General features: G+C 49.4%; 21 protein-coding genes. 5 read left to right on the top strand and 16 right to left on the bottom strand.

The features are described from left to right. Positions 1-18: 18 nt before the first annotated feature. Positions 19-2,265, bottom strand: coding sequence for a glycoside hydrolase family 95 protein (locus GNP95_RS14870; protein WP_155611651.1), 2,247 nt, complete (start codon positions 2,263-2,265; stop codon positions 19-21). Between the two features lie 44 nt (positions 2,266-2,309). Further along, positions 2,310-3,734 carry a family 43 glycosylhydrolase gene (locus GNP95_RS14865; RefSeq protein WP_155611650.1) on the bottom strand — a complete coding sequence of 475 codons (1,425 nt, stop codon included), beginning with the start codon at positions 3,732-3,734 and terminating at the stop codon, positions 2,310-2,312. Positions 3,735-3,834: 100 nt separating this feature from the next. Here GNP95_RS14865 and GNP95_RS14860 point away from each other — a divergent pair, with 100 nt between their 5' ends. Continuing rightward, positions 3,835-4,710: a helix-turn-helix transcriptional regulator gene (locus GNP95_RS14860; protein ID WP_155611649.1), complete on the top strand. Its 876-nt coding sequence runs from the start codon at positions 3,835-3,837 to the stop codon at positions 4,708-4,710. Here the strand turns inward: GNP95_RS14860 and GNP95_RS14855 are convergent. From GNP95_RS14855 to GNP95_RS14795, 13 genes are all read right to left on the bottom strand, one after another. Then, positions 4,621-5,478, bottom strand: a complete 858-nt coding sequence (locus tag GNP95_RS14855; protein WP_330163459.1) for a carbohydrate ABC transporter permease — start codon at positions 5,476-5,478, stop codon at positions 4,621-4,623. The genes GNP95_RS14860 and GNP95_RS14855 overlap by 90 nt on opposite strands. Before the next feature lie 16 nt (positions 5,479-5,494). Beyond that, positions 5,495-6,388 carry a carbohydrate ABC transporter permease gene (locus GNP95_RS14850; protein ID WP_230873830.1) on the bottom strand — a complete coding sequence of 298 codons (894 nt, stop codon included), beginning with the start codon at positions 6,386-6,388 and terminating at the stop codon, positions 5,495-5,497. A 102-nt stretch (positions 6,389-6,490) separates the two neighbouring features. Continuing rightward, positions 6,491-7,789: an ABC transporter substrate-binding protein gene (locus tag GNP95_RS14845; RefSeq protein ID WP_230873846.1), complete on the bottom strand. Its 1,299-nt coding sequence runs from the start codon at positions 7,787-7,789 to the stop codon at positions 6,491-6,493. 397 nt (positions 7,790-8,186) lie between these two features. Continuing rightward, positions 8,187-9,002, bottom strand: a complete 816-nt coding sequence (locus GNP95_RS14840; RefSeq protein ID WP_155611645.1) for an alpha/beta hydrolase — start codon at positions 9,000-9,002, stop codon at positions 8,187-8,189. Positions 9,003-9,031: 29 nt separating this feature from the next. Then, positions 9,032-10,501, bottom strand: coding sequence for a sucrose phosphorylase (gene gtfA / locus GNP95_RS14835; RefSeq protein WP_155611644.1), 1,470 nt, complete (start codon positions 10,499-10,501; stop codon positions 9,032-9,034). An 11-nt stretch (positions 10,502-10,512) separates the two neighbouring features. Further along, positions 10,513-11,472: a carbohydrate kinase family protein gene (locus GNP95_RS14830; protein WP_155611643.1), complete on the bottom strand. Its 960-nt coding sequence runs from the start codon at positions 11,470-11,472 to the stop codon at positions 10,513-10,515. Positions 11,473-11,515: 43 nt separating this feature from the next. Next, positions 11,516-12,454: an alpha/beta hydrolase gene (locus GNP95_RS14825; protein ID WP_155611642.1), complete on the bottom strand. Its 939-nt coding sequence runs from the start codon at positions 12,452-12,454 to the stop codon at positions 11,516-11,518. A gap of 111 nt (positions 12,455-12,565) precedes the next feature. Then, entirely contained in the window at positions 12,566-13,555 is a 990-nt protein-coding gene (locus GNP95_RS14820; RefSeq protein ID WP_155611641.1) for a LacI family DNA-binding transcriptional regulator, read from the bottom strand. Positions 13,556-13,627: 72 nt separating this feature from the next. Continuing rightward, complete coding sequence (locus GNP95_RS14815; RefSeq protein ID WP_055106938.1) at positions 13,628-14,452, bottom strand: carbohydrate ABC transporter permease; 825 nt, start codon at positions 14,450-14,452, stop codon at positions 13,628-13,630. Next, on the bottom strand, positions 14,452-15,333 hold the full coding sequence (locus tag GNP95_RS14810; RefSeq protein WP_155611640.1) for a carbohydrate ABC transporter permease: 882 nt from the start codon (positions 15,331-15,333) through the stop codon (positions 14,452-14,454). The genes GNP95_RS14815 and GNP95_RS14810 overlap by 1 nt, the downstream gene beginning before the upstream one ends. A gap of 94 nt (positions 15,334-15,427) precedes the next feature. Beyond that, entirely contained in the window at positions 15,428-16,789 is a 1,362-nt protein-coding gene (locus GNP95_RS14805; protein ID WP_230873829.1) for an ABC transporter substrate-binding protein, read from the bottom strand. A gap of 188 nt (positions 16,790-16,977) precedes the next feature. Beyond that, complete coding sequence (locus tag GNP95_RS14800) at positions 16,978-17,892, bottom strand: nucleoside hydrolase (protein WP_155611638.1); 915 nt, start codon at positions 17,890-17,892, stop codon at positions 16,978-16,980. Positions 17,893-17,929: 37 nt separating this feature from the next. Further along, positions 17,930-20,698: a sensor domain-containing protein gene (locus GNP95_RS14795; RefSeq protein ID WP_196427189.1), complete on the bottom strand. Its 2,769-nt coding sequence runs from the start codon at positions 20,696-20,698 to the stop codon at positions 17,930-17,932. A 260-nt stretch (positions 20,699-20,958) separates the two neighbouring features. Between GNP95_RS14795 and GNP95_RS14790 the strand changes: the two genes are divergently transcribed. Both GNP95_RS14790 and GNP95_RS14785 read left to right on the top strand, forming a co-directional pair. Further along, the gene (locus tag GNP95_RS14790; protein ID WP_155611636.1) at positions 20,959-21,249 is read left to right on the top strand and encodes an ArsR/SmtB family transcription factor; all 291 of its coding nucleotides are present in this window, start codon (positions 20,959-20,961) and stop codon (positions 21,247-21,249) included. Continuing rightward, positions 21,246-22,901, top strand: coding sequence for an FAD-dependent oxidoreductase (locus GNP95_RS14785; protein ID WP_155611635.1), 1,656 nt, complete (start codon positions 21,246-21,248; stop codon positions 22,899-22,901). Before GNP95_RS14790 ends, GNP95_RS14785 begins: the two co-directional genes overlap by 4 nt. A gap of 137 nt (positions 22,902-23,038) precedes the next feature. Here GNP95_RS14785 and GNP95_RS14780 read toward each other — a convergent pair whose 3' ends face one another. Beyond that, positions 23,039-23,836 (bottom strand): formate/nitrite transporter family protein, encoded by a 798-nt coding sequence (locus GNP95_RS14780; RefSeq protein WP_155611749.1) that lies wholly within the window; start codon positions 23,834-23,836, stop codon positions 23,039-23,041. A gap of 231 nt (positions 23,837-24,067) precedes the next feature. Between GNP95_RS14780 and GNP95_RS25800 the strand changes: the two genes are divergently transcribed. Both GNP95_RS25800 and GNP95_RS14775 read left to right on the top strand, forming a co-directional pair. Beyond that, entirely contained in the window at positions 24,068-24,220 is a 153-nt protein-coding gene (locus GNP95_RS25800; protein ID WP_196427188.1) for a hypothetical protein, read from the top strand. A gap of 193 nt (positions 24,221-24,413) precedes the next feature. Next, complete coding sequence (locus tag GNP95_RS14775) at positions 24,414-25,253, top strand: hypothetical protein (protein ID WP_155611634.1); 840 nt, start codon at positions 24,414-24,416, stop codon at positions 25,251-25,253. Positions 25,254-25,259: the final 6 nt, after the last annotated feature.

Raw genomic sequence — 25,259 nt, 5'->3', positions numbered from 1 at the left:
TTATACGACAACATGAAACTACGATTGGCCAAACGTATAGGAGCCGCCAGCCTCACCATCAAACGAAATGGTGCCGATCCCAGGCCCCTCCAATTGGCAGGACCCGGCAACCGCGCAGCTCACGACAACCTCCGTAAGAAGGCCCTCCGCCCAAGAGAAATCGACAGTGAACCCGCCCCGGGCCCGCAGCCCCTTAACCCTCCCGCAGCTCCACTCTTCAGGCAAAGCAGGGAGCAATCGAATCATACCGGTATGGCTTTGCAGCAGCATCTCGGCAATGCCCGCCGTCCCGCCGAAATTTCCGTCAATTTGAAACGGCGGATGGTTGTCAAAGAGGTTGGGCAGCGTAGAGTGACTCAGCAGTTCCTTCACATTCTCGTAAGCCTTAGACCCCTCCCGCAGCCTGGCCCAGAAATTGATTATCCACGCCCGGCTCCAGCCGGTGTGGCCTCCGCCATTCGCCAGCCTGCGCTCCAGTGTCGTCCGCGCGGCTTCGGCCAGCTCCGGCGTACGCTCTACACAGAACGCTTCACCCGGGAATAACGCGAATAGATGAGATATATGGCGGTGTCCCGGCTCCATCTCCTCATAATCTTCCATCCACTCTTGAATCTGGCCGTATTTGCCGATCTGCGGCTTGGGGAGCCGCTTCAGGGCAGTGGCTAGTTCCTCCCGGAACGCCTCATCCCGTCCGATGATCTCCGTACTGCGGATGCAGGCGCTAAATAGCGCCTCGATGATCTGAAAATCCATGGAAGCCCCCACACACAGCACGCCTGTCTCCCCATTGGGAAGCTTATAGCTGTTCTCGGGAGAGACGGACGGGCAAGTAATTAAACGGCCCTCCCCGTCCTCGATCAAATAGTCGAGAAGAAACTGCGCCGCTTCCTTCATGGTCTCATACGCCCGATGCAAGAAATAATGATCCTGACTGAACCGGTAATGCTCCCACAAGTGAAGACATAACCAGGCCGCACCCATCGGCCAGTAAGAAGCCGGGAGATACATATCCTGCGGGGCTGTATCCGCCCAAATATCCGTGTTGTGGTGCGCCGTGAAGCCCCGGCAGCCGTACATCACCCTGGCCGTTACCCGGCCAGGCTCCCGCATCCGCTCGATCAAATCGAATAATGGCTCGTGGCACTCGCTCAGATGGCAGTTTTCCGCCAGCCAATAATTCATTTGGGCATTGATATTGATCGTGAATTTGCTGTCCCACGGCGGCAAAAAGCTGTCGTTCCATATGCCCTGCAAATTTGCAGGCAAGGAGCCAGGCCGGCTGGAGGAAATGAGCAGATAGCGGCCAAATTGAAAATAAGTTGCTATCAGGCCATGATCCTCTTCTCCTTTCCGGATTAGCGCTAGCCGTTCATCGGTCGGGAGTGTGGTTCTGTCTGGGTTTTTCGGCAGCTCGATGTCAACACGCCCGTACAGCTCCCGATAGTCGGCAATGTGGCGGGCCAATTGCTCGCTATAAGAGGACTTGCTTATCGCCGTCACCTGCCGCTTGCCGTAAAGCTCCGGATCCGGATGACGGAAGGTTGTACCCGCAACGAGGAGCAGTGTAACTGCATCCGCTCCGATCACCACCAGATGTTCGCCAAGGGTGCGGCTGTCGCCGCCTTCCGGGATTGCCTTCAATACGGCGCAAAAGGAACTGCCCCCCTTCCCCCCGCATTCCCCGCGCATAACCAGCCCACTTTGCCCCCATTTCTCCGACTTCTCCAAGTACCTCCAGTTCTGCCGGTTGAACCGGGCTCTGAAAGATATGGCTTTCTCCTTGTCGGCAGAAATTCGGATGACGATCGCCTGGTCCGGATAGCTGGCGAACATCTCGCGGGTGTACCGCACCTGGCCAATCCGATAGCTGACGCGGGATACGCCGCGCTCGAGATCCAGCTCCCGGATGTAATCTTCCGCAGGCGGCTCATGATCAGCAAACGTCAGCAGCAGATCGCCTAGCGGCAAATAGTGGCGCTGCGCCTCGGGCAGCCCCGTCATCGTCATCGCCGCCAGATCCTCCGCCTCCCGCAGCCGTCCGCCCATAATCAGTTCGCGTATCTGGGGCAAATGAGGCAGCGCGTCTTCATTGTTGCGATCACGCGGACCGCCGTACCATACCGAATCCTCGTTAAGCTGCAGCTTCTCTTCGGCCGTGCCCCCGAAGATCATGGCCCCCAGCCGCCCGTTTCCGATGGGCAGAGCTTCGTTCCATTCCGCAGCCGGTTCTCTATACCACAAACCATGCTTCTGTTCCCCAGTCATACTTTCCCCCCGATCCGTCGGATTAGATCACGAATATATGAACCTTATTCCAGCGTGAACGAGGCCAAGCTCGCGCTTCCCATGCCAGTGTATGTGAAATACAAGGCTTGAATGCCATCGGGAATGACAAGTTCTGTAGAATACGCTGTCCATACGTTTGAAAATTCAACCGGGATCGTTCCGAGAACAGGGCCGTTCCATGCGGTTTTGATTTCGAAGGCACCACGGCAATACCCGCGCACTTGGATGGTCATCTTCCGGATTCCATGGCAGTCAAAATACTTGAATCCAGCCGTAGCCGAATCCGTCATATTGGCGATGTATCCCATCTCCTCATCCCCGTCTTTTCCATCCTGGGTTATTTTCGGAAACCGGCTGTCCATCCATGCCCCGGAAGCGCCAAATCCTCCTGTATACAGCTCTTCGTCCTTACAGAACAGATTGCATGCCAGATATGCAGGATATTCGCCGCGCCCGGCAAGCGGCCCACCGTTCGGGCCACAAGAGGTCATCTCCACCTGAGGGATCGTTCCGTCCTCCCGGAATGAAATGGGCTCGATACAGCCCTGTCGGTTAAAAGCGGTACCATTGGTATGCCTGTGATAGAAAATGTACCATTGCCCCCGAATTTCCACAGCACCGCCATGGTTATTGCCTCCGTAATACATCGGTTTGTCAGCCGGTTTATAAGAATCAATATGAAGATCATTATTGCTTACAATGACTCCCTGATATGTAAAGCCCCTCGTCGGAAATGGGCTGGTCGCATAACACAACTCATGCATGACGACCGAAGAATAGATCAGATAATACGTATCGCCTCGCTTCCTGATGGAAGGCGCCTCGAAAAACTCATGTCCTTCAAATCCGCTGCCCTTGCTGTACGGTTCACTTGGCGCAACAAACACCGGTTCTTCCACAATGGTGAGCATATCCCGGCCGAGCACCGTGGCCATGGCCCCTTTTCTTGATTTGTCCCCGATTGCACAAAAGCCGGTATACAGATAAGTGAATTCCCCTTCTGTCAGCACGGCAGGATCAAATTGAGGCTCATCGCCCTCTCTTTCTCCTAGACGTGTTCCATCGGAATATCTAACATAGCCATAGAACTGATATTCACCAGCTGGGGAGTCACATACGGCAACAGAAACAACGGGAACCTTATCAAGGACATAGTACAGATAGTAACGTCCATCTGGTCCCACGGTGACATCCGGTGCATACAGACACATGCTGCCATCCGGATTAAGCGGATCATCTGTTTTTTTGTAAATCACACCTTCATACCGCCAGTCCGCCAAATCTGCTGCGGGTGCTGACCAGCATACATAATCGTTTAAACAAAAAGCATGTCCGTTATAGCGGTCATGGGAGCCATAAACATAAACCCTGTCGTTAAAAACATGCGGCTCCCCGTCAGGAACGTATTCCCAGGATGGAAGATATGGATTCAAACCTTGTTTTCTCATTATTAATTTTGTGCACTCCTTATTTTTTGATATAAACTGTCGAAATATTGATATACTCTTTGTATTCATGGATATATTCCCTTTGATTGAGGTGAGGAGCATGACCAAGATTTTCTATGTGGAATATGATGCGGCACACAATAGCCATTTTATTTTTGACATTCCCGAAGGACATGACTGTTGGCTTTTAGTGATCACGCAAACTCCGGCTCAATTTTGGGTGGACGGGGAATTGAAGGAATACCCGGCTCACAGCGCTGTGCTCTATCAGCCGAAGCAGAAGATTTACTACCGGGCCTGTTCCCAGCAATACATCAACAATTGGATTCGTTTCGAATCCGACGAGCCCTATGTGACCGAAACAGCGCTTCCCTTCGGCGTTCCCTTCGCATTAGATGACCCGGAGTACTGTCACAAGTTATTTCAACTGCTCGTAAGCGAAAATTCATTCAGCAATGATTATAGAGAGTCGTCCATCGACTGCCTGCTTCGAACACTGTTTAATAAACTTCTGGAGTCTTACTTCCAGGATGAGATTACTCCGCAGCACTATAACCTGTTAAAGCTCCGGGCCACCATTCACAACGACCCCGGCCAGCATTGGTCGGTTCCGAAGATGGCGGAGATTCTTCGCATCAGCCCGGGTTATCTTCAATGGATTTACAAAAAAAACTTCGGGATTTCCTGCATGGACGATGTCATCCATAGCCGAATTCGCCTGGCTAAAGAATATCTGATCCACGGTACACACACGGTTGCTGAAATTGCCGATCGATGCGGGTACCACAATGTGGAGCACTTCTGCCGGCAGTTTAAACAGATAACCGGGTACACGCCCAGAAGTTTCCACAGGCACACCCGCAGTCTGACCGGCAAAGCAGAGGTCTCATCCCTTGATTCCCGTCATCGTAATGCCCTGAACAAAATGCCGTTGCCCCACGAAGAACAGAATAAGTACGGGAATCACCGTTATTAAGGAGACGGCCATCAGCATCTGAATTTGCGACGAACCAAAGGAATTCTGGAAAAACTGCAAGCCGATCGCCAAGGTGAAGTTCTGATCGCTGTTCAGGTAAATCAACGGCGACATATAGTCATTCCAATGAAACGTTATAGACATGAGGGCAACCGTAATCAAAGCAGGCTTTATAGCTGGCAGCAGAATTTTATAATAGATCTGGAAGGCGTTTGCGCCATCAATATATGCAGCTTCATCCAAATCCTTCGGAATCGATCTGAAGAATTGCCGCAGCAGAAAAATATTAAACGCGCCTCCGCCAAAAAAAGAAGGTACGATAAGCGGCTTCAGTGTATCCAGCCAGCCCATTTTGGTGAACAAGAGATAAGTAGGAACTAGGGTAACTTGACTGGGCAGCATTAATGTGGCGAGCACGGCAGTGAACAGCAGGTTGTTGTATCGTGATTTGAACCTGGCAAACCCATAGGCTACGAAGGATGCGGAGAGGACCGTTCCCAACGTGGCGAGTAGGGTTACGGTGAACGTATTTAATGTATAACGCGTGAAGTCCGCATACTTCCACCCCTCGATGAAGTTATCCAGTGTGAATGTCTTGGGAAACAGCTTCGGAGGCAAGGTATAAGCCTCGGACGGTATTTTAAAGGCCGTGGAAAGCATCCACAGGAACGGAAAAATGAAAATACCCGCACAAAGAATCAAGACAACATAACTCAGACTGTATCTAATTAAATCGCCGGTTCTTTTACTCTTATAGTAGGTGTCCACAGTAATACCTCCCAACTTAATTGTCGTAATAGACCCAGTATTTGGAGGTCCGGTTTACAATCTGGGTTATGATCATAATGACAATGAACAATAACCATGCCAAGGTTGATGCATAGCCCATCTCACTATATTTGAACCCATGGTTATAAATGTGCATCATGTAGGTGTATGTGGCGTAACTCGGGCCGCCCTCTGTCAGAATGTAAGGCTGCATGAAGATTTGAAACCCGCCGATAATCCCCATGATCAAGTTGAAATACAGCGTGGGGGTTACCAACGGCAGCGTAATGCGCATGACCTTCACCCAACCATTCGCCCCATCTATTTCAGCACTTTCATATAATTGCTCCGGAATGTCCTGCAGCCCCGCGAGGGTGATGATAATCGAATTGCCGATCGTCCAGACCCCCATAATAATGATCGCAGGCATCGCCCACTTGGTGTCGCTCAACCAGCTTGGCCCCGTGATTCCGAACAGGGACAGAAAATAATTAATAAGTCCAAATTGCGCGTTAAAAATCCACCCCCACAATAACGTAACTGCAACGCCGGAAGTGATATACGGGATATAAAAGCTGGTTCTGAAAAATCCTACCCCTCTGATCTTTTGATTAAGCAGTAGTGCGATCAGGAAGGCTAATATCAGACTGACCGGGACGGAAACAAGTACGAAGTATAGCGTATTCAGCAGAGACTTATAGAACAGCGGGTCCTGCACAAAAGCCCGAATGATATTGGCAAAGCCGATAAATTTACCAGAGCCTGTCATATCCATATTCGTAAAGACCAATATGACCGAAAAGATCATGGGATACAGGGTGAAAATCAAAAAGCCCAAAAGCCATGGCGAGATAAAGAAGAAAAAATGCCTTTCTTCTCTTTTTGCAATGCTGTTTTTTCGCGCCTTCATTATTTCGCCTCCCTGGAGCCTCCCTAGAAGACTCTGAATTGTAAAGCTTGGGAGGATATTTGAAGGTAAATACCCTCCCCTAACTCTAGCCGTCATACCCACTTACTTCCTGTTTTGATGAATGGAATCAAAGGCGGATTGAATTTGCGGCGCATATTCCTTCGCCGCTTCTTCAGCTGATTTGCCCTGAATCGTCACCTGCTGCCACATTTGCGCATACAGGTCCCCCGCTTTGGATATCGCGCCTCCCCAAGGGAAGGTAATGGCATCTTGCAGTCCTGTCACAAAATCCAGCATAGAGATCTCTGTATTTTCAATCTTCATGTTTACAAAGGTGCTTTCGGCTGCTTCCTTGGCTGCAGGAAGGTTTACTTTGCTGTACAAATCGCCTACTTCTTTATTCAGGGACACCGTCTTAATATAAGCCCATGCCGCTTCTTTGTTCTTGGAGGCCTTGTTCATCGCGAATCCTGTTTGGAATTTAATGTTCACGGTTTTCCCCGACGGGTCTTTCGGAGGCATCACGATCCCCCATTCAAAGTTGTTTCCGACATTTTTTGCGATCGTCGATGCTTCAAACAAGCCCATCGGGTACATGGCTGCTTTTCCAGCCGCGAACATCTGGTCCATCGGCATGCTCTTGGCGGCGGCGTCATCCGGCATCGCCCCGGCCTTAACGAGGTCGCCAAACAATTGGTAACCTTTAATCGTATTCGGGTCATCTAATGTCTGCTTCGTCCAATCTTCGTTATACGGCGCTCCACCGTACACAAACGGAGCCAAGCTCTGCAGAATCCAGTGTGACACGATGCCGTAAACCCGGTTTGCCCCTTCTCCTGAAGATACTTGTTTGGAAATCTCCGCGAATTCATCCCAGGTCCATTCATTTGTCGGATACGGTACACCGGCTTTATCGAAAATTTCCTTGTTGTATGCAATCATAAAATCGGAGGCGGTGGTCGGCATTCCTTCCCTTTTTCCATCGGAATCTACATACCCCCCGTCAACCCCTTGCGTGAGCAGAGCCTCGAGATACAGGTTATCCCGCTCGATATAAGGATTCAAATCTTCAAACCATTTAGAGCGAAGCCCCTTCCAATCAGGAGACATCATGATGACGTCGCCCGCATTCCCTGCGGCCAAAGCCGCATCCAGCTTCACGTCAATGTTATCCGCCGGCAGCCAAATTTCATTTACTTTCACCCCTGGATACAGCTTTTTGAAAATTTTGGTGGCTTCCTTCCGGCTCTGAAGCTCTTCCCCGCCACCCCATCCAAATACCGTAATTTCCCCAGAAATCTCCTGACCCTTCTTGTCCGGATCAGCCGGCTGGCCATTCGTCTGTGTATTATTCCCTCCACATGCCACGAGGGTCATAATTAAAATCCCGACCAACAACATTGCCAAAAATCTGCTCATATGCATCCCCCTCTTCTATTGCACGCTGATCAAAGTGTCGTGAATCGATGAGTTAACATATTCTTCTGACTAAGGACAAAAACCGGGATCATTATTGATATATTCTTATTTCATGTCGTTCTATGGGAATATGCAGATGTTCGTTTATCACTTGGCAAATTCCCTAGACAAGCCCCCTTTCCATATGCCATCTTGATTGTTAGCGTTTTCATTATAGTCTAACATTAAAACTTTGAACGATTTGATTCAATGACATATTCTAATTTAATATTGATTTATTCTAATATCGTATGTCTCCCCTCGTCTACTTAGCCAAGTCAAAAAAAAGCCCCTACAAGAGCGATTCGCTCTGTAGAGGCATGGGTGTGCTGTCATTAGATTATCTATGGTTTGGGTTATTCCCCAGAGCCCATTCTATGGCATACACGATATATTCACTCCAAAAATCCCAGGTGTGGGCACCGGTTCTTTCCACGTAAGTTAGCGGAACATTCTCCAGAACTAGGAAATCGCGGAATCTCTGGTTTACATCCAACAAGAAGTCTTCCGTGCCGCAAGCCATATAAATCTGAGGAATAGGTTTACCCGTTTCCTTCAGGCCCATAACAAGCGCTTCGGGATCTTTATCGCTTCCGAGGAGCCGATCCAAATCGCCGAACACCCGTCTGAAATATTTATAATCGGCAATACCGTCCTTGAAATCTGGAGCCGCGTTTGCGATTTTATAAGGAAGAATCGCTGATGACAGCGCAATGATTCTACTAAAATGGCTTGCGTATTTCAAGCCGTTTCGAATAGCTCCGTAACCCCCCATCGACAAGCCGCCGATATAGGTATCTTCCCGGTCGGTAGACAGCGGAAACATCTTCCGTGTAAACTCTACCAGTTCCTTGCCTACAAACTCCCCGTAAAACGCCCCCAGATCTTCGTCGTCTACATAAAAGTGGTTTTCCCCGGACGGCATAATCACAGCGATTCTATGTTTGTCCGACAGCTCACGGATTCTCGAATAGCTTAGCCAGTCTCCATGACTGCCTGAATACCCATGAAGCAGATACAACGTCTTGAGCGGCTTAATTCTATGCTCTTCCTCCGTCTGGCCAGGAATAACCGGAGAATCCAGCGGCATTAGAGCATTAAATGTCACTTCTCTGCGCAGACACTTGGAGAAAAAGTTAACTTGTATCGTCGCCATGGATCTAACCCCTTCCTCGTGAAGTGAACTTAGACAATATACTCAACTGTATGATTCAAGTCATCTGCGTACTTGATCACGGAGCGGTAGGTTTGCAGGTTAATCGTCAGCTCACAGCTTTTCTCGCCCTTATGCCACTGAAGACGAATTTCATCATCTGGCGAATCCAGCACACGGAACTCCCCGTTGAAGGCATCATACGAATTACGGAAACGAATCAGCTTCAGCAATCGTTGAACAACCTCTTTTTCCAAGGCCTGTTCAATTTCCTCCACGGTATAATTGTGCCGGTTGATTTCGCGCCCTTCGCCAGTCTCTTGAACGCGCTCCATATCGTTTTCGCCAGCCAGCAATCCTACATAATATACCTGCGGAATGCCCGGTGCGAAAAATTGAATGGCTCTTGCCGCCATATAGGCGTCATCATCATGATTAAGGACACTATAATAACTGCAGCGAATTTGATGAACATCAAACCCGTCTGCCGCTTTATGCTCATCCGATAGAATCAAGCTTAGATTGGAGCCTCTTTCAAGACAGACGTCCACCAGCTTTCTTGCTTCCGTTGTATCAATAAGATCATCCAGGTCCGGCTTCACAGGAATGCCGTCATGGCAATCTAACATCGTGAACTGCTTATGCGGACGAATCTTCAGATATTGGTTAAGCTCCGCGCTCGAACGGTTGATCAAAGCTTCTAGAACCCGATAAGGCAAAATAAAATCGTAAATCCAGCAGCCATGCTCGGCAAGCTTGAATTGGGTGGAGTAATGCGCATGCACTTCCGGCAGCAATTCAATGTCATACGAATCAGCGAGCTCCTTGACCCAGTCGAGGAACTTATAGATTTCCGGCTCAACGAAAAAGCAGCTGGTTCCAAGCTTCTTAATGACATAGCCGACAGCGTCCAGCCTGACAATCTTGACATTTTGTTTCTTGAAATTTTCAAAAAACTCTTCAAAAAGCCGCCGTGTCAGTGGGGACTGGATATCCAGGTCGATTTGCTCGGAAGGATCTGTTTTGCCAAACGTCGTCCATACCTTTTCTTCCCTGCCATCCTTACCGGTTTGGAAGGTCGAATAGGGCTGCGGGCGGCGCAAAAACATTTGATCAATATCAGCCTGTACCGGTTCGCCGTCCTCCCAAACCTTGTCGAGAGTCAGAAAGAGATCGGCATATTGCGAGTCGCGCCCCTTGGCGAGGAAGTCTTGGAAGTAGGGCGACTGCCTTGATATATGATTGACCATTAGATCAAGCAAAACATCAAACTTCTCCCCAATTTCCCGAATCTCGTCCCATGTGCCAAAGCTCGGCTCGATTTCCAGATAGGTCAATGGGGCAAAGCCACGATCCCCAGAGGAAGGAAATGGAGGAAGGATGTGAATGCCACCCTCAAAAATATCTGAAAAGTGCTTGTTTAACATCTGATTCAGTGTTTTTAAATCCCCGCCCATGGAATCCGGATACGTAATAAGTTGTACTTGGTTCTTAATTGCCATTTCTAGACCTCCTACAAACTAAATTGTTTCTTAATAACATCCAGCCTCGGCAAATGCACCACTGCACCCGTAAATCTTAACTTGTACGCGCTGACTGCAAATCCAAGATGGAGCGCCTCCCTGATGCTGTGGCCCTTGATCAATGCCGCATAAAATCCAGACCAGAATGCATCCCCGGCCCCTGTCGTGTCCACGACCTCGGTAGCTAAAGAGTCGAAGGAGAACGTCTCCCTGCCATTGGATACAATGGCTCCATCCTTGCCCAAAGTCATAATCACAAGCTTCGCGCCTAATTCAAGAAATTTCTCCAACTGCTTGATGGGTTCATCTTTCCCAAACAAGCGTTCAGCATCATCCTCCGATGGCTTAATCACATCTACTTTAGATATGATGGATTTAACATATTGCGCCCCATCCTCGCCCCGCTGCCATATCATCGGATGATAATTCGGATCAAAGCCGATGAGCAGACCTTGAGAGCGGGCCTCTTCGATTACCTTTTCCAGCGTGTGACGCGCCGGGGTTCGGGAGATGGGCCAACAGGAGAAGTGAACGACTTTAGAGTTTGCTATCTTTTGCTCCAGCGAGGCGTCGAATGTCATTTGATAATCTGCATCGCGATAAAAAATGGGGACCGGAGTCGTCCTGCTTTTTGTAACCACCACCAGGCTCGTGGAAGCATCTACCCTCTGTATGCTCTTTGTTTCCATACCTTCTTGCTGCAGTCGCCGTAGCAGGAAGGTTCCCAATCCATCACTCCCTACCGCGGAGACGATTTCGGAACGAATACCTAACCGATTAACATTGATCGCGATGTTGGAGGGGGCTCCTCCGGAAAACTTGGTATAACCATCGCACTCGAAGCTGCCATCGTCGTATTCATTGGAAATCATATCAATGAGCAGTTCCCCTACCGCCAGTAAATCATTGGGTTTATCTCCGAGCGGAATGATATCGTCTAATTCAAACATGCGTTTCCCTCCGATATTTGTATTGAAGTTAAGGGAATGATGATTAGGTAGCGTTAAATGCTCTAGCCAGGGCCTGAATATATCCATCTTTTGTTCGTCTGCTGATCTCCGCATCCGGAACGGTATATTCGAAGGCATGATAGCCTCCTGGATAGAGTTGAAATTCTACATCAACGCCAGCCTGGGCAAGCCGTGCGACATATTGAATGGTCTCATCGCGAAATGGATCCAGCTGCCCTACGCACGTATAGGTCGGAGGCAAGCCTTCGAAGCTTGTCGCCCAAAACGGGGCGGCATACGGCGATATTTTCTCTTCATCTTTTTCCTCTTCACCAAGATACATTTTCCATGCTTCCAAATTATTGTGTCTATTCCACACAGCGGGATGGGTAATCTCATAACTCGAAGGGGTCTCGTTACGATGGTCTATCATCGGGTATAGCGGCATTTGGAAGCAAATTTCCGGACCTCCTTTATCCCGTGCCATCAGGGTTAATGCCGCCGTCAAACCTCCACCAGCACTAGCGCCGGCGACCGCGATACGGGAAGTGTCGATGCTCAATTCTTCTGCTGCTTGTACCATCCAGACCAATGCCGCATAACAATCATGGATCCCCGCCGGAAAGGGATGCTCCGGGGCAAGCCGATAATCCGGGCATACGACGACGCAACCGGTCTTCTCTGCAAAGCTGATACAAATGATGTCATCTATATCCGGATGCCCCATGACATATCCCCCGCCATGAAGCCATAGAAGCGCAGGCAATTCCTTGCTGGCTCTATGCACCGGCTCATATATATTCACAAGCATCTCTTGATGATCCGCACCGGTTATCCAGCGTTTCTTGATGTGGACATGCTCGGATTGTACGGGCTTCAAAGGTTGTTCTCTCATCATTTGCAAATCTTCAGGGAGGCTGAAGACAGGAACACTTTCCAAGCCCTTCCGCAACTCCGGAGCTACTCTATTCATAAAATCCATATGGCTATTCCTCCTAATTCCTTCCTGTATGAAAACCCGATGAAATCCAATCGGCGTGACAACCGGTTGACATATTTGATTCTAAAACTCCTCTTCCATACCTGGCTTATTTTAAGTCGTCTCTCTCTCAATCAAGGAAACGGGAAACACATTGATCTTAGGCACAACTTCTCCATTAATTTGCCTAATGATCAAATCAATACTACATTTGCTCATTTCCCTAATTGGCTGCCTGATCGTACTGAGCCGGGGCGAAACTAACGAGGCTATTTTAACATCATCGTATCCGATGATTTTAATTTCGTCTGGAATGCTCCTTTTTAATTGATGGCAGACCTGGAGCACCTCGGCGGCAATAAAGTCACTGCTGGCAAATATACCATCCACTTCCGGATGCTGCTCCAAGAAGCGAATGATTCCATTGTCGGGTTCGGAATCCTCCCCCCTGTTTATCTCCAATTGCAAATGGACAGGTTTCGTTCCAACGGCGAGAAATTCTTCTTCAAAACCCTTCGCCCTTTCGCTAGCCAACAAAGCTTGGTGATGCGGCCCATCAATCCCCCGATAAAGGTAGGCCGGATTCTGGCAGCCATTGTCCAGAAGTAATCTTGCCGCAAGCTTGCCTCCCATGAAGTTATCAGAGGCTACAATGGGAATGTCATCAGCGATGGTGCGGTCAAACGAAATGATTGGTAAATTCAAATTCAAATAGTGCTGGACATCCAATACTGCGCTTCCCATAATAATGGCATCGACCTGGTTCTTCTTCAGCATTTCGATATATTGAAGCTCTTTAGCGACGTCCCGGTTAGAATTGCACAACAATAATTTGTATCCCTGCTGATCGGCATAATGCTCAAGATGATAGGTCAGCTCGCTAAAAAAGGGATGCGATACAGCAGGAATAATAAGGCCGATCATATTCGATTTTCTTCTAAACAAAGCCCGAGCCATTTCATTAGGCTGATAATTAAGCTCTTCTATGGCCTGATTTACCTTAACTCTTGTCTTCTCGCTAATATAGCCTCTATTATTAAGCACTCGGGAAACCGTCGTAACAGAAACTCCTGCCTTTTTAGCCACATCTTCAATTTTAGGCATGAAATACCACCTTGTTTTTTTACAACCATTATAAATAGTCCATCTCTATTTCAGCAAACATCGCTAGTATAATTACTTCAAAGCACCTTCCGTAATCCCTTTAATGATATGCTTCTGCAGGAATAGATACAATATGAGAACTGGAATAATTGTCATAATTAACCCTGCCATCAATGGAGCAAAATCCACAGCATACGACGAGAAGAAATTATAAGTAGAGAGAGGCAGCGTCTTCTGTGACGGCGATAAAAGAACCAGGCTTGGCAGCAAGTAGTCATTCCAGATCCACAGCACATCGAGCACCATTAGCGTTACGAAAACAGGCTTTAACAGCGGCAAAACAATTTGAAAAAAGGTCCGAAGCCTGGAGCTGCCCTCGATGAATGCTGACTCCTCCAGTTCAAAAGGAACCCCTTTGATGAAACCATGGAAAGTAAACACGCCAAATGGAACACCAAAGCCTAAATACATGAAAAACAACGTTGTTTTCATATCCAGCAGATCCATATTGCCGTACAACATCACGAGCGGAATCATAATGACCTGAAATGGCAGAGCCATGGAGGCCAGCATCGCAAAAAATATAATAGCGTTAATCTTCCAATTAAACCGAACGAACAGATATCCGGTCATCGCCGAAAAAAACAAGATCAACAGCACGGAAACAACTGTAATAATCATGGAGTTCAAAAAACTGCTCAGAAAATCCATATTATGATAAGCACTGACATAGTTTTCGAATTTCAAGTTTTTCGGGAAGGATAACGGATTTTCAACGAACTGCTGCGTCGTTTTGAAAGAGTTCATGATAATCATCAAAAATGGAGTTAAAAAAACGAGCAGCAGCAAATACAATAGTATGTTTTTTACCGTTGAGCCTCTGCGATGCGTATCCATTAAGATTCGACCTCCAATCTCTTAAGCAGGTATGATTGCGTAAGTGCAATAATCGCCACTACGGCAAACAATACAACTGCTTCCGCCTGACCGACTCCATATTGGTTCGACAAAAATGCCTTTTGCACAATATGATAGGTAGCCAGCTCCGTCGAGGCAAACGGACCACCTTTAGTTAAGGCAAGGTTGATGTCGTAGGTTAGGAAGGAGCGAGATAATGAGATGAAAACACAGATGACAATCGCCGGGATCGTTAGAGGCAGAATGACCTTCTGAATCGTTGCCTTCCGGCTGGCTCCGTCGATGGATGCTGCTTCCAGCACATCTGTAGGAACACCAGAGAAGCCCGCGATATAAATAATCATCAAATAACCGATCAATTGCCAGGCCGTTGCAATGACCAACGCCCAAAACGCCGTGTTTGTACTTGTTAACCACGAAGTCTGGAACAAGGACCAGCCGTATTTTTGCCCCATATAAGGAAGCACCTGCGAAAACAGCGTCTGCCACAAATATCCGAGAACGATACCGCCGATCAGATTCGGGGTGAAAAATCCGGTGCGCAGCCACTGCTCTCCTCTTCCCCCACTTGTAAGCAAAAGTGCAATAAAGAAGGCAAAGCCGTTAGCAATCAACACCGTAAAAAAAACGTATTTCAGCGTAAACCATAACTGGCCGAGAAATACTTTATCTTTAAACACTTCAATGTAATTGGCAAGCCCAATAAATGCAGTGTCAGCCGATCGAACATCCCAGTTGGTGAACGTCAGATACATTCCAACAAAGAAAGGAATTACAATGACAGCGATAAAGGCGAAGATGGAGGGTCCCCCAAAAACTAGAAACGTGCCCGTATTCCTTAGAAAATTTTTTTTAATCATGTTGCTGCCCCTTTATATGTCCATGTTTAGCCTTCTAGATGAAGGACGGGCCGAAGTAAAACCCCAGTCCCGTCCTCCTTTGTGAATAGACTTCTTATTTACGAGCTTGGTCTGTCCAATAAGCCTGTACTTCCCCTGCAAGCGCGTTGCGGTCAATGATGTCAGACAGATATTTCTGCATCGATGCTCCAGTCATAGACCAATAATCTTGCGGCAAATAGTTGATTACTCCAATGTTGATCACTTTTCCTTGGTCCACGTATTGCTCAACCGCATTGGAGATCACATTTGTGCTTGTTACTTTTACATCCTTGTAAGGCAAGGCTAATCCCATTTGACTGACAATAGCTTCTTGACCCTCCTGGCTGGTCACCAGCCACTCAAGAAATGCCTTGGCTGCTTCTTGCTGCTCTGCGGAAGAACCTGAATTATCAATCGCGAACAATTTAGGCTGGCTGTACGCTACTTGAGTATTTCCGAAATCTTCAGGGTTGTTGCTGATTGGAACTGGAATTAAGCCAAATTCTTCATCACGATTCTCCAATGTTCCGATAACCGCCCAAGTCCAGTCTCCCATGAAATAGAATGCTGCATCCCCTTTGGCGAAGTCTGCGCTATCTTTATTGTAGTCTGCAACGAGCGGGTCATTCTTTCTTGCATTGTATTTCTTTAACAAATCAAAGGTATCGATCAGACCATTAAATTGCGGATTGTCCGCAAGCGTAACAGAGCCATCCATCAGGCTGTCCACAAACTTGCGATTTTCGTCTACGTTATCGGATTGCAACGAATAAGTCAGACCTAGATAATGAGCGCCCAAAGACCAATCTGCCCCATGGACCATAACTGGCACTTTACCGGCAGCTTCAATTTTCTTGAACAGATCTTCCAGTGCATCCCGCGTTTGGATCGTAGATGGATCGAATGGTCCTCCAATCACTTCTTCGACGACCCGCTTATTATAGAGCAGTCCATAACCTTGAGCTGACCAAGGAATACCAAGGAATTTCCCATCCAGCAAAGCTCCTTCTACAGCTCCTTCTTTCGTCAACTCCTCGTATTTCGCTTTCTCCGGCTCTAAATCCAGGAACTTATCTTTATATTGCAAAATCGTTCCCGCATCCAAGTTGGCAATGGTTGCCGGATTGCCGGACGCCAGCAAAGATTGGAATTTCTGAATTTGGGCGCCGCCGATTGGCGTCGGAATCAATTCGATCGTTACATTCGGATTTAGTTCGTGATATTTCTTGAACAATTCCTCAAACACCGTATTTACTTCAGCTGAGGTGTTAAAAAACGTAAGCTTAACATTTTTAGCGGCTTGAGAATTTTGTCCCCCCTCTTGTTGACTGTTACTGGTAGATGACGTATTGCCAGTAGAACAAGCCGTTAACATAGAAATAACCAAGGCCAAGCATAACATTGCCGTCCATCTGATACCTTTAAATTTCTTCAAAATCATTTCCCCCTTTTGCCTGTAGCTTGAATGCGCATTCATCAATGTTCGATTTTATGATAAACGATTGACATACACTATGTCAACCGGTTGGCATAAATAAAAATCTACAGGTTAATACCAAGAATCAAGAACAGCCCCCATGCTTATGACCACGAGGGCTGTTCTTCTATGTGTTCTCCTATGGCTTATATAACCCGACTTAAAAAATGCTGCAGGAAACGATCAGCGTCTACCTTCGTACATACTTCAATTCTCGGTTCACCTTCAACCGATCCTACCGTTTGGCCTGAGGCTTCTCCTTCGGTAACAACAGCAACCCGCATTCGTTCGGTTGACACAAAACTCCGATCTATCGCCACACCTACGGCAAGCGGATCATGCAATCCGCAGCCGCCGATGCCGGGAAAGCGCGCCTCATAAGCGCCGATGTAGAACTCTGTCATCTCCGCAAGCAATCCTCCCAGCTCACCGCCGGAATGGCGCCATTTCTGCAAATGCCCGCTGGACAGCAGCGTCTGCATCGTCACGTCCAGCCCGACCAGCGTCAGCCGTACGCCTGACGTGAAGACGGCCGCCGCCGCCTCCGGATCGGCCACGATATTCGCCTCGCCGTACGGCGTAACGTTGCCGGGGACGGTCACCGCTCCGCCCATAACAATAACTTCGCCAATCAGCGGGATAATTTCCGGCGCCTTCTCGATCGCCAGCGCCAGATTAGTCAGCGGCCCTACGGCAATAATCGTCATCTCATGCGGCCGTTCCTTCACCTGCCGGATGATATAGTCGACCGCTGCCAACTCGGCTTTATGGCCTTGGGGCTCTTCCCGGAGCGTATTGCCGAGCCCGTCCTCCCCGTGAATATGCCTAGCGTAGGCTTTTTTCAGACTGCCGTTTACCGGTAGTTCCGCTCCTTCGTATACAGGAACAGACTTGCCTAGCTTATCCAGTATGTACAGAGAATTCCGCGTAGCCTCCTTAGCGGGAATATTCCCGAAGCAAGTCGTGAGTGCGATGAGCTCCAGTTCAGGAGAGTGAGCTGCGTAAGCGATAGCCAAGGCGTCGTCGATGCCCGTATCTACATCCATAATGACCGGTTTCATTTCGTCTTCCTCCTTCACTAGATTGAAGAAGCTAAATTTAACACATGTTGTATACTTTATTGCTTCGGATCAGTGACAACGCTTCCTCTTCAGGCAAAGGCCTGCTGATGTAAAAGCCTTGAATGAGATCGTATTTCGACTGCTTCGCATGCTCCAACTGCTTCACCGTCTCTACGCCCTCGGCCACGACATTCAAGCCCATCCGCCTGCCGATCAGCACCATGGCCCGGGCAAGTGAACGCTCGTCCCCCTGATCCGTTATTTGCGCAATAAATGAACGGCTGACCTTCAGCGTCGTCAGCGGCAGCTGCTGCAAATAGCTGAGTGAAATATATCCCGTGCCGAAATCGTCCAGCGCGAGATGCACCCCTGCCGTTTGCAGCCTTCCCAGCTTTGCGATCAATATGTCGGGCGCTACCATGCCGACAGACACCGACTCCGTAATTTCGAGCTCCAAATACTCCGGAGGCAGTCCCGTGTTCCTCAGGATTCGCAGCACCATATCGACGAAATCCTCCTGCATGAGCTGAACAATGGATATATTAACCGATATCCGCAGCTGCCCGTACCCTTCCTCCTGCAATTGCGCCGCGAACCTGCAGGATTCCGCCAGCACCCATTCCCCGATCGGGACGATTAATCTGCTGTCTTCAGCGATCCGGATGAAAGCCAGCGGCGCGAGCATGCCAAGCGCTGGGCTGTTCCAGCGGATCAAGGCCTCAAAGCCCATAATCCGGCCTGTCCTGAGGCTGATTTTGGGCTGATAATGCAGAATGAACTCCTTATTCTCAATACCATAGCGAAGCTGCGTCTCCAATTGGATCCGCTCGTTGAACGTCCGCAAATAAGCCGGATCGAACAGCACATATTTACCTTTACCCGCTTCTTTCGCATTATACATGGCCACATCCGCGTTTCTCAAGATTTCCTCCATTGTGCGGCCATCTTTCGGATAGAAGGAGACCCCCACGCTCACCGACACCTGCAGATCCGTGCCATTAATCCTAAACGGCTCCTTGAAGCCTGCGATAACCCTCTCTGCGGCAGCGATCGCCTCTGCTTCATCCCTAATGCTGCGCATGAACACGACAAACTCATCGCCCCCAAGGCGAAACAGCATGGCCTGCTGGCCGACCATGACGGACAGCCTCCGGCTGGTTTCAATAAGCAATTGATCCCCGAACTTATGTCCCATCGTATCATTGACGTATTTAAAGTTATCGGTATCCACAAAAAATACCGCCGCCCTCTCTTCCGATGAAGCAAAATATCCCTCCAGCTCCTTCAGCAGGTACAGCCGGTTCGGCAGGCCGCTCAAGGTGTCGTAATACGCCAGCTGGTGCAGCTTCTCCTGAGAGAGCTTCAATTCATGGATATCTTCATGAGTTCCGGCCATGCGGTATGCCCGTCCCCGCCTGTCAAACAACGCTTTGCCCCGGCCAAGAAACCAGCGGTATTCTCCGCTCTTTACCCGCAGCCTGTACCGGCACTCAAACAGCTCTGTCTCCCCTTTTGTCGCCGCATCCATCGCCTTCTGCACTGTCTCTTGATCGTCTGGATGTATGAGATTGTCCAGAATATCGCTGGATACATGATCCTCCTTCGTATAACCCAGCAGTTCAAACCAACGGGCTGAATAGAACCTCTTGTTGCGGAGCAGATCCATTTCCCATATGCCGGCGTTCGAGGCTTCGATCACAAGCCGGTGCTGCTCTTCATTCCGGCTAAGCATATCCTGGTTTTCAACCAGCTTCTCATAGTTTTCGAGCAGCTGCTTCTGGGTATTCTTCAACTCCTCGCATGCCGCTTTCAGCTCCCGGCAGCTCTCCTCCAGCTTTAGCTCATACCTTTTTCGTTCCGTAATATTGATCATTGAGCCAGCAAAGCGGACAACCTGACCATCGCCGTTCCTTCTCGTAATCCCCCTGGCCTGCATCCATAAATAGACCCCGTCCTTCCTCCTGATCCGGTACTCGCTTTCGTACACGGGTGTATATCCGTTTAAGCAAGCCTGCCGCGCACGCTCCGTGTCCGCCCAGTCGTCAGGATGTATGACCTTCTTCAATCCTTGAACGGTTAGCTCAATGTCGCTGCGGTCATAACCTAGCAAATCATAGAACCGATCCGAGACGAAATATACGCCTACTGCCGGGTCGATGTCCCAGATGACGGCACCCGATCCGCGGGTGGCCAGCCGGAATCTTTCCTCGCTGACTCTAAGCTTCTCCTGATTGGACACCAATTCGTCGAACTGGCGCTGCATCTCTTTCTGCGTGGCCGTCAGTGTCCCGTAGGTCGCCTCCAGCTCTTGGTAACTGCTCTGCAGCTTGTCCTGGGACATTCTATGTTCATGAATATCCATTCCAATCAGCACAATACAGCCCGATTCTGCCGAGCTCCTTCCTTCGCCGATGGCCGAAGTCCTGAACGAGAAGGTCCTTAACCGCTCTCCGCTCTCGAAGCTGATCATCACCTCCTTATCCTGAACGAATTTATTCGCAAGCGCATCATTCAATAGCGCGATGACTTCCTGCCAGCCGCTGCAAAGCTCCGCGATCTCATCATACTTGCGGCCGACAATCTCACTGCCGTTGACCCCAATCAGTCTTTCTGCGTAACTGTTAAGCCTTACGATGGTCTTGTCCAGTTTGACTGTCCAAATACACATGCGCCCATAGTCAAAAATATTATGGAACAAGGCTCTTTCGGCCAGCATTTTTCTTCTGAACTGAACCGTTAACACGAGTGAACAAAACATGCCGAGCGTGGTTATGCCGAGTAAAAACATCATATGTATTCCTAGCACCCGGGCTCCTCCTTTATGCTGCATAGAATGTCTAATCACTACAAGGAGAGGAAATATAATGGGGAAAATAGAGCTATGGCGATTGCAACTATGTAGAATTTCTCCCTATATTGACTAATATTAACATATGATATATGGAACCTGGTGCTATTTTTACCTATCCTTTTCTCTAGTCCTGTGGACAATATCACAGACTTGCAATTAATATTGTAATATCGTAATATTGTGATATTAAGATATTGTCGATCTGGAGGTTGCTTATGGACAACAATTTCCAAGCTTACGAAGAAGCTGCCGAAATGCTTAAGGCGCTGGCCCATCCGGTTCGCCTCTGCATCGCCCGCGGGCTGCTGAAGCACGGTCCGTGCAATGTGTCATATATGCAGGATTGCCTGGAAATTCCGCAATCCACAGTCTCTCAGCATCTGCAGAAGCTAAGGACGAACGGCATCGTGAAGGCTGAACGCCACAGGCATGAAATTCATTATACCATCGAGAATGAACGGGTCAGACAGCTTATCCTTACTTTATTTGGGGAGGAATCATCATGAAAAGAAAAATTTTGATCGTCGGCGGCGTAGCAGGCGGCGCCTCGGCAGCTGCCCGGCTTCGCCGGCTGGACGAGGAAGCGCATATTGTGCTGTTCGAACGCGATCCGTATATATCCTTTGCCAATTGCGGACTGCCGTATTACATCGGCGATACGATCAAAGAGCGCTCAAAGCTGATCGTGCAGACACCGGAGGCAATGCGCCGCCGTTTCAATATTGATGTCCGTACAGGCAGCGAGGTGCTCTCTCTTGATCCGGCCGCCAAGACGGTCAAAGTGCGGAGCGAAGAACACGGGGAATACGTGGAAGCTTACGATGCGGTCATTTTGTCGCCGGGAGCAAAGCCGATCCGGCCAGCGCTGCCAGGGATCGATCATCCGCAAATTTACACCCTGCGCAACATTCCGGATACCGACCGCATCAAAGAGCAGGTGACAGCGGCCAGCAAGCGCTCCGCTGTCGTTATCGGCGGCGGGTTCATCGGCGTCGAGATGGCGGAGAATTTGCGGGAGATAGGTCTGGACGTCGCCCTGGTCGAAGCAGGCCCGCAAATTTTGGCGCCATTTGACGGCGAGATGTCAAATATGCTGGCGAAGGAAATGGAGCAGCAGGGCGTCAAGCTGCATCTTGGCAACAGCGTAACGGCCTTCGCGGACGCGGACGGCGAGGTCGTAGTGAAGCTGTCCAGCGGCACGGAGCTGCAGGCAGGCCTCGTCATTTTAGCGATCGGCGTAACACCGGACACCCGTTTCCTGCAATCCAGCGGCATTGCATTCGGTCCGAAAGGTCATATCCTTGTCAACGAGCATATGCAGACAAATCTGCAGGACGTCTATGCAGTCGGCGACGCCGTCGAAATTACGGACTTTGTCAGCGGCTCAAAAACGGCGGTGCCACTGGCCGGTCCCGCTAACAAGCAGGGCCGAATTGCCGCGGACAACATCTGCGGGCTGGGAACGGCATATAAAGGAGCGCAGGGCACTTCCATTATTAAAGTGTTCGGCCTGACCGGTGCTTCCACCGGCAATAACGAGAAGACGCTGCAGCGGCTCGGCACGCCTTATCATGCGATCTTTGTGCATCCAAGCTCGCATGCCACCTATTATCCGGGCGCTTCGCCGCTGACGGTCAAGCTGCTGTTCAGCCCCGAAGGCCGCGTGCTCGGCGCACAGGCTGTCGGCAGAAGCGGCGTAGACAAACGGTTGGACGTTCTTGCCTCAGCTATTCGCTTCAAAGGAAGCGTATCAGATTTGACCGAGCTTGAGCTGACCTATGCGCCTCCGTATTCGTCTGCGAAGGACCCGGTCAACATGGCCGGCTACGCGGCCGAGAACGTGCTGACTGGCAAGACGCGCGTATTCCTGCCAAGAGAGCTGGAAGACCGGGATGAGAGCAGCACCCTGCTCGTCGACGTACGTACGGAAGCCGAGCATGCTCGCGGGCATATTCCGGGCTCGGTCAACATTCCAGTTGATGAGCTGCGCGAACGCCTGGGCGAGCTCGAGGCGAGCAAGGAAATCTGGGTGTATTGCCAGGTCGGCCTTCGCGGCTATACTGCTTCCCGTATCCTGAACCAGCGCGGCTTCCGGACCCGGAATCTGACGGGCGGGTATGTGACCTACCAGACATACGCATACAAGCCGGGGCAATAACGACTGTCCCCGCAGCTCTAAGCTGTCCTCAACAAAACAAACCCGGCCTTTCCCTCCATCTGCGGAGGCAAGGCCGGGTTTGTTGTCCTTTATCAAGCGAAGCGTTACTTCTGCTTGCCGTCTCTTATGCCTTTCATCTATAGCTTCTCTTTGTCCTCGGCGTCCAGATACGGCTTGTTCACGTAGTAATACATGAACCCCATGAAGATGACGCCGCCGATCAGATTGCCGATCGTGACCGGAATCAGGTTGTGCAGCACGCCGGCAAACGATATTGTAACCGACTGATCCAAGACAAGTGCAATCGCGAAGGTGCACATGTTGGCAATGCTGTGCTCATACCCGGAGATGAAGAAGCAGAACACGAACAGCATCATCGCGAACATTTTGGCTCCGTCGCCCTTTAACGACATCGGAATGAAAAAGGCAAGGCAAACGAGCCAGTTACATAGAATAGCCCGGAAGAACAGCTCGGACGTCGACGTCGTCATTTTGTGCTCGACCACATTGAGCAAAAAGCTGTTTACCGATGAATCCGTGAATAATCCGGTCAAGAAAATCAGAAGCGCAAAGGCCGCAGCTCCCATAATATTGCCTGCGTAGCTAAGCACCCACAGCTTGGCCGCCTCCACCCACTTCAGCCGCCTCCTCAACGCAGCGAATGAATAATAGAACGTATTCCCCGTGAAGAGGTCCCCTCCGCCATAAGCGATCAGAATAATAGCTGCGCCAAATGTAATTGCAGCCATCGGATAGGTTAGCGGCGACTGCTCCATATAGAAGAAGTTGCCCGTCTTAAAAGCAACAATGACCCCGAACCCGATGAACATGCTGGCGAGCATGGATCTGGCGATGTAATGGAGCGGGTTCTGCTTGTAAATCTTATGCTTCTTGAGCGCCAGCTCCTCCACTTTATATAGCGATTCTGTTTCCATAGCGCCTCCCGAATCATGATATTTACTCATTGTCCATATATCCCGGCCCTTGTCAAGGAAATGACTGGGATGCGCTGCCGATTTTTTGTACGATATCCTTGCTCTCTTATTTACTTTTGGCGGGTAATTGTGCATAATGAGAATAGAGTGTATGATAATGATTATCATTATTGTTATGTCGGCATCTTAAGATGATATATGATTTACGTTAACATAAGGAGAGTAACGGATATGAATCTATCAGTGCGCAAAGCTTCCCTCCAAGTCGACGACTACCTGGATTTGCTGAATCTGGCCACACGTCTGGGCGACGTGAAATGGCAAAAGGAGATTTTACGCAAGCTGGAGTACATGCGGCATACCGTGGCGGAAATGAATCATTAAATATAGAGATCCAAGACACACGAAAAAAAAGGAACTTATTGACATTTACATCCTGTATCGTGTATATTGGACAGAAATAATCCATAAGAAACAGCTTACGACGGAAGCACCCGTAAGAGCAGGCGCCAGCGCCTATTCTTGCAGGTGCTTTTTTGTCGTTGGCATGACTTAATGGGTAAGGAGATGAAGAAATTTGGTAATTCGTAGTGCCGGAACACGGCGATGGTTGGCTTTGCTGTTCACTGCAACTCTTATACAGGTCTTTATCGCCCCCTCGCCGACTGCCAAGGCAGCTTCCATGGAATTTACCGATTCCGTGAGAACTTCCCTGAATAAAACGGCGGAGGCTGCGGGCGGCAGCACAGAAACGCGCCTGAAGAAGCTATACAACGACTTAGCGGCTCTCGATAAGCAGCTAACAGCCCAGGATACCAAGACCAACAGCCTTCGGCTCAGCAATGAGGCCCGGCTTATCCAGACCCGTAAGCAAATCGCTAATATCGATGCGGACAAAATCCTCAAGCTGGACAATCAAGCCAAGTCGGCGCGGAGCAAGCTGCAGCCGCTGCTGGATTTGCACAGCTCCCTGAACAAGCAGGCCGCAGCGGTCAAGTCTCTGAAGGATAAGAGCCTGCACAAGTCGCTGAAGCAGAAGGCCGACGCAATGAGGCCAGCGATTGAGCTTGCCCGGCTCCATATTCGAAATCGGGAAGCAGAGCTAAAGGCCGCTAAGAGCGAGAAGACGAGAAAGACGAAGGAAATACGCTCCGTGCTCTCTCAAATCGACACCGTCAAAATCAAGATAAAAGCGGAGCGAAGCTCCGTCAGCAGCAAAAATAAGAGCATAGCTGCCGAATGGAAAAATTTCAAAACGGCCCTGAAAAATAAAGATGCCGGGAGAGCCTCAGATACACTGACCCGTTTAATCAACCTGTCGAATCAGGTGCTGGCCCATAAACAAAGCATCCACAAGCTGGAGACTCAAATTTCTGACATTATAGCGAAGGCTGCCGCCAAGATAAACTCAAAGTAAGAAACG

Source organism: Paenibacillus woosongensis, assembly GCF_009725165.1.
Classification (GTDB): domain Bacteria; phylum Bacillota; class Bacilli; order Paenibacillales; family Paenibacillaceae; genus Fontibacillus; species Fontibacillus woosongensis.
The sequence above is the reverse complement of the archived record's forward strand: the minus strand, read 5'-3'. Positions and strand labels throughout refer to the sequence as shown.

Bases quoted from the DNA above. Each gene is read 5' to 3' on its own strand.
- GNP95_RS14790 (WP_155611636.1), top strand. From the start codon at position 20,959: ATGGACAACAATTTCCAAGCTTACGAAGAAGCTGCCGAAATGCTTAAG.
- GNP95_RS14845 (WP_230873846.1), bottom strand. From the start codon at position 7,789: ATGTTGTTGGTCGGGATTTTAATTATGACCCTCGTGGCATGTGGAGGG.
- GNP95_RS25800 (WP_196427188.1), top strand. From the start codon at position 24,068: ATGAATCTATCAGTGCGCAAAGCTTCCCTCCAAGTCGACGACTACCTG.
- GNP95_RS14820 (WP_155611641.1), bottom strand. From the start codon at position 13,555: ATGCCTAAAATTGAAGATGTGGCTAAAAAGGCAGGAGTTTCTGTTACG.
- GNP95_RS14785 (WP_155611635.1), top strand. From the start codon at position 21,246: ATGAAAAGAAAAATTTTGATCGTCGGCGGCGTAGCAGGCGGCGCCTCG.
- GNP95_RS14825 (WP_155611642.1), bottom strand. From the start codon at position 12,454: ATGGATTTTATGAATAGAGTAGCTCCGGAGTTGCGGAAGGGCTTGGAA.
- GNP95_RS14870 (WP_155611651.1), bottom strand. From the start codon at position 2,265: ATGACTGGGGAACAGAAGCATGGTTTGTGGTATAGAGAACCGGCTGCG.
- GNP95_RS14860 (WP_155611649.1), top strand. From the start codon at position 3,835: ATGACCAAGATTTTCTATGTGGAATATGATGCGGCACACAATAGCCAT.
- GNP95_RS14800 (WP_155611638.1), bottom strand. From the start codon at position 17,892: ATGAAACCGGTCATTATGGATGTAGATACGGGCATCGACGACGCCTTG.
- GNP95_RS14840 (WP_155611645.1), bottom strand. From the start codon at position 9,002: ATGGCGACGATACAAGTTAACTTTTTCTCCAAGTGTCTGCGCAGAGAA.
- GNP95_RS14780 (WP_155611749.1), bottom strand. From the start codon at position 23,836: ATGGAAACAGAATCGCTATATAAAGTGGAGGAGCTGGCGCTCAAGAAG.
- GNP95_RS14830 (WP_155611643.1), bottom strand. From the start codon at position 11,472: ATGTTTGAATTAGACGATATCATTCCGCTCGGAGATAAACCCAATGAT.
- gtfA (WP_155611644.1), bottom strand. From the start codon at position 10,501: ATGGCAATTAAGAACCAAGTACAACTTATTACGTATCCGGATTCCATG.
- GNP95_RS14865 (WP_155611650.1), bottom strand. From the start codon at position 3,734: ATGAGAAAACAAGGTTTGAATCCATATCTTCCATCCTGGGAATACGTT.
- GNP95_RS14815 (WP_055106938.1), bottom strand. From the start codon at position 14,452: ATGGATACGCATCGCAGAGGCTCAACGGTAAAAAACATACTATTGTAT.
- GNP95_RS14810 (WP_155611640.1), bottom strand. From the start codon at position 15,333: ATGATTAAAAAAAATTTTCTAAGGAATACGGGCACGTTTCTAGTTTTT.
- GNP95_RS14850 (WP_230873830.1), bottom strand. From the start codon at position 6,388: ATGAAGGCGCGAAAAAACAGCATTGCAAAAAGAGAAGAAAGGCATTTT.